Genomic DNA, 4,743 nt, shown 5'->3' on the forward strand with positions numbered 1-4,743 from the left:
AGGGTGAGGTTTTCTCTCGTTAGGAGGAGGTTGCTTACTGAACGGGACGCACAATTGGGGGAGTTGTAGGTTTCTTTTCTTGAAAAATGGCAGCAAGTGCTTGTTCCAAAGTTTCTGCCATGACAATTCGGTTATTGTAAGCAACAATCACCCTTACAAGTGTTGGCAAGCTGTTTTGTTCAGCTTCTAAATAAAGAGGTTCAACATACAACAGGGAACGTTCTATGGGAATCACTAACAAATTTCCTTGAATTGCTCTTGAACCTTGGCGATTCCACAGAGAAATTTGCTGCGAAATAACTGGATCTTGATTAATCAAAGCTTCAATTTGTTCTGTTCCATAAACCAACTGCTGCTTAGGAAACTCGTAAAGCAACAACTTGCTGTATTCTTGCCCATCGGAACGTGCTGCTAACCAAGCAATTAAATTTGCGCGTTGTACAGGTTTGAAGGGTAGTAGTAAGATGAACTCTTCCGATTGTGCTTGAGGTAGTTTCATAATCAGGTAGTAAGGCTGTACCTGCTGCTGTTTGCTACCGTAAATTTCGTCGGGGATTTGCCACAAGTCTTCTTGATTGTAGAAAACTTGTGGGTCTGTCATGTGATATGTTAATAATCGCTCAGATTGAATGCTGAAAAAGTCTTGTGGATAGCGGATATGGCTGCGCAGAGCGACTGGCATTTTATCCAAGGGTTTTAGTAATTTGGGGAAGATAGCCCCTAAAGTATGAATAATTGGATCTGTTGGATCGGTAACATAGAAATTGACAGTGCCGTTGTAGGCATCAATGACAACTTTTACAGAATTACGGATATAGTTAAATTTATTTTTGCCTGGGTCGGAATATGGGTAGCGATCGCTCGTAGTGTAAGCATCAATTATCCAGTAAAGATAAGTCTTGTCACCTTTGATATCTGTTCCTTCGCCATCTGTAGCAACTAAATAAGGGTCACTGTCGTAGCGTAAAAAGGGAGCGATCGCCCGCACTCGTTCTTTAATATTGCGACGAAACAGCAGCTTTGTTTGCGGTGTAAAATTGCGCGTCAGCAGCATCTGCCAATCTTTAAGATATTCAGCAAACACCAAGCGCCGCCACATCGCACCAATAGAGATTCCTCCACGTCCATCGTAGACGTTATAGACGTTATCATTCTGGCTGGGATAGTCTAATTCTTGGGTTTTTGTCCCCGTCATCACATAATTATTGGTGATTTCGCCATAATAAATGCGCGGTTGATTAATAGGAACACTTGAGCGAACTGATTCATTCGTTATCAGCAACGAACCCTGGTTATCTGTGTTATTAACTCCAATATCTTTGACGTAGTAATCAGGTAATCCGCCAGGTGCGACAACATTTACGGGGCTGAGTGTAAACCCATAGCCATGAGTGTAGATAAGATGTTTGTTCACCCAAGTTTGTGCTTGTTGTGGTACGTCACCGTAGTCTAGTTCCCGCGCTGCGATGATTGTCTGTTGCTTTTCATCTGTTTGTTCTCGTTTCAGGGTATAGCGATCAATGTCAGCCCCAGGAAACTTGTAGTAAGGTCGGATTTGTTGCAACTGACGGTTGCTTTCTAGAAGAGGACGTGTATCCCACAACCGGATATTGCGAATTGTCAGGTCATTTTCTTGCAAATTACTCGCAGTTAGTTGACCTCGGGGGTCAAAAGTTCTTGCTTCTATGGCATCTAAATTAAAAGCTTCTCTGGTGAGGGCGATAGTACGCTCAATGTATGGGCGTTCACGACTCAGTTCATTCGGTTGCACAACAAAGCGTTGTACTGCTGAGGGTAAAATCTCTCCAGAAACCGCCGCCACAAATATGTACAGTCCGAGTGCGTAAATGAGTTGAGGTGGATAGAGAATGAGTTTAAAACTTGTTTTTCTTGCTCTAGATAAAATAATTATTTGCAGTAGTAGATATATGGCGATCGCCACTGCCAAAAAACTCAACCCAGTGTAAATTGGCAACAAGACATTAACATCGGTGTAACTAGCACCATAAATCACCCCGCTGGTGGAATACAAAAGTTTATATCTTGCAATCCAATAATGCAGGGCAACTGCTAACATGAATAAGCTACTTAAAGCTTTTAAGTGGAGTCGCTGCTGTGTAGAAAACCCTGTAAATCTTCCTTCACTGAGACTATTTGCCGAACACAAGTAAATGAGCGTTGCGGCGCAGATGGCAAAGAGAAACAGTCCCACTAGCCAAAATGCCAACAATTCCCAAATCGGTAGAGAAAATACATAAAAGCTAATATCTTGGTGAAATAGCGGTTCTGTGCTGTTAAAACTAGTGACATGAAAATACTCTAGAACGGTTACCCAATGTGTTGATAACAGAAAACTTAGGAGTAAACAGATGAGGAGTGCGATCGCTCTCAAGCAAAACTCACAATAAATAACAATCCCAATTGTCAACACCAACAACAGAATCGACTGCACAATTGGGATGGCTATCTGCTGTATTTGCATTTGCTGCAATACCTGCTGTAACCAAGGTGTCAATGCCAACTTAGTGGTGGGTAATTGAACATTTGGAAACCACAAATTTAAGGCTTTCTGAGCATAAAAAATAAACACTAACCCCGCCAGCGCACTCAATGTTATCACTACTGGTAAGAGCAAGCGCAATCCGAGTTCTGAATCCTGAGTGGCGAGGTGTGAAGTCGGACTTTTTAAATTTTGAACTTTGTTCGCGTAGCGTGTCCGCAGGACATATTTTGAATTTGGAATTGTTCCGTCCCCTTGTCTGCTTGGGGAATACTTCAACCTTGAGGTGACAAGAAAATTGCTGAATAAAAAACCGACTGAGGTGAAAAAGACAACTGCCCACACTATTAGTTGCGTTAACAAGCGCAACAAAAATTCTCGTAAATATCCAACTTCACTAAACCAGAATATTTCTGCTCTCAGGTGGCAAGTTAAATCAAAAAACAGCCATAGCCCTAGTAGCAGGATAATCAGTCGAGACCCTCGTTTGAATAAGCCATCAACCATTAATCTATGACGAACGCATTGCACGACCTTTACTAGACGATCTTAAATCAGCGCCAGGTCAATAGGTGGATTTGAGGATTATTATCTATCAACTGTTTCCAGAGCTTTTTTAGGCAATGTGACAAAAGATGCCCAAAAGTTATCCATATTTTCTCGAAATCCATCTGGAAAAGCGTTATTCCCTGCCAAGGATTGGGAACGGTACATGAGTGTCATTTCACTTCTACAATAACTTTGCCAACGGCAATGTAAACCCAGGTACAACATCGTCACCACTCAAAATTGCTGTAGCTGGATACTGGGTTATTGAACCATCCAGGCGATAAACCAAAGCTTGCTGATTTTGACGGTCAATTAACCATCCCAACTTGACACCATTAGTTATATATTCCTCCATCTTTGCCTTGAGTTTTTCTAGACTATCGTTTTTAGAACGAATTTCAATGACAAAGTCGGGTGCTAGGTTGATAAACTTGTCCTCTTGTTCATCCCAACCTTCGCTTAAGCGTTCTTTAGCCACAAAAGCTGCATCAGGGGAACGTACAGCAGTATTAGGTAATCTAAAACCTGTACTTGAACTAAACACTTCACCTAAATTCTGACTTTCTACCCAAGTCAGGAGATAAGTAATTACTTTTGCTTCTCTATTTCCAGAAATTCCCCCAGTCGGTGGCATAGTTTCTAGTGTTCCATCAGCATTACGTTCAAACCTAAGTTCTGGATTTTGCGAACTCGTGAGCATAAGTTCTTCATCGGTGACAGTGTACAAAGACTGCACCTTAACTTTTTTGCTGTTCATGACAATGCCATAAAGCTTGATATACAGTTCAATTCTAGGGCATTGGGCAATGGTGCTTTGCGGCTTACGCTCAGAGGATGTTTGGTTTGAATTCGCTCTTAGAAAGGGGACACGTGACCGAAAGCCCCCTTTTTAACTAGTCATTTAGCTAAACTGTTCGCCCGCATCTAAGTTAAACAACATTTGTAAAGTTTGCATACACCGGCGTCTTGCCTCGACATCTTGCTGAGCTCGCAGTTGCACCATTGGATCATGTAAAATTTTGTTAACAATTCCTTTGGTTAAAGCTTCAATAACTTCTTGATGTTTTTCGCCGAATTCTGAGCCTAATCTCGACAATGCTTTTTCTAGTTCTTGCTCGCGGATTGTTTCAACTTTATTTCGCAAACAGCTAATTGTGGTGATTGTTTCGAGCGATCGCCACCAAACATCAAAAGCTTCCGTCTCCTCTTCTAAAAGTCCTTCGGCTTCCTGCGCCATTTTGCGGCGACTTTCTTGGTTTTGTGCGACTACCGCCTTTAAATCATCCACATTAAACGCCTGTACGTTTGTTAACGTGTTGACATCAGCATGAACGTTACGTGGTACAGAAATATCAATTAACATCAAAAGTCGGCTGGGTTCCAAAACCATCTCCAATTTAGCGCGGTCAAGAATCGGCTCGGTTGCAGATGTACTTGTAAACACTAAATCACTTTCGGTTATTACCGTCATTATTTCCGAAAGCAAGCAAGTTTTGATGGGTTGTCCGGGGAAGTGCTTTGCCAATTCCTCCGCCCGTCCGAGAGAGCGATTTAAGATACAAATTTGTTCAGCACCTTTGGAAAGTAAGTGTTGTACTAGCAACCGCGACATCTTGCCAGCACCTAAAATTGCCACCCGACAAGCGGTTAAATTTACCAGTTTCATCTGCGCCAACTCCACAGCCGCTGAACTG

At 42.1% G+C, this 4,743-nt stretch carries 4 protein-coding genes; all 4 read right to left on the minus strand.

All coding sequences use genetic code 11. The features are described from left to right. Positions 1-34 precede the first annotated feature (34 nt). Positions 35-3,007: a UPF0182 family protein gene (locus DP116_RS19735; protein WP_169156805.1), complete on the minus strand. Its 2,973-nt coding sequence runs from the start codon at positions 3,005-3,007 to the stop codon at positions 35-37. A gap of 81 nt (positions 3,008-3,088) precedes the next feature. Continuing rightward, positions 3,089-3,223, minus strand: a complete 135-nt coding sequence (locus DP116_RS30000) for a hypothetical protein (protein ID WP_281357454.1) — start codon at positions 3,221-3,223, stop codon at positions 3,089-3,091. Positions 3,224-3,230: 7 nt separating this feature from the next. After that, positions 3,231-3,806, minus strand: coding sequence for a Uma2 family endonuclease (locus DP116_RS19740; protein WP_169156795.1), 576 nt, complete (start codon positions 3,804-3,806; stop codon positions 3,231-3,233). Between the two features lie 144 nt (positions 3,807-3,950). Continuing rightward, a partial coding sequence (gene hemA / locus DP116_RS29520; protein WP_246275712.1) for a glutamyl-tRNA reductase occupies positions 3,951-4,743 on the minus strand: 793 nt, incomplete at its 5' end.

The organism is Brasilonema bromeliae SPC951 (assembly GCF_012912135.1).
Taxonomy (GTDB): domain Bacteria; phylum Cyanobacteriota; class Cyanobacteriia; order Cyanobacteriales; family Nostocaceae; genus Brasilonema; species Brasilonema bromeliae.

What these genes read in the sequence shown, in the direction of transcription:
- DP116_RS19735 (WP_169156805.1), bottom strand. Translation starts at nt 3,007, where the DNA reads ATGGTTGATGGCTTATTCAAACGAGGGTCTCGACTGATTATCCTGCTA.
- DP116_RS30000 (WP_281357454.1), bottom strand. Translation starts at nt 3,223, where the DNA reads ATGACACTCATGTACCGTTCCCAATCCTTGGCAGGGAATAACGCTTTT.
- DP116_RS19740 (WP_169156795.1), bottom strand. Translation starts at nt 3,806, where the DNA reads ATGAACAGCAAAAAAGTTAAGGTGCAGTCTTTGTACACTGTCACCGAT.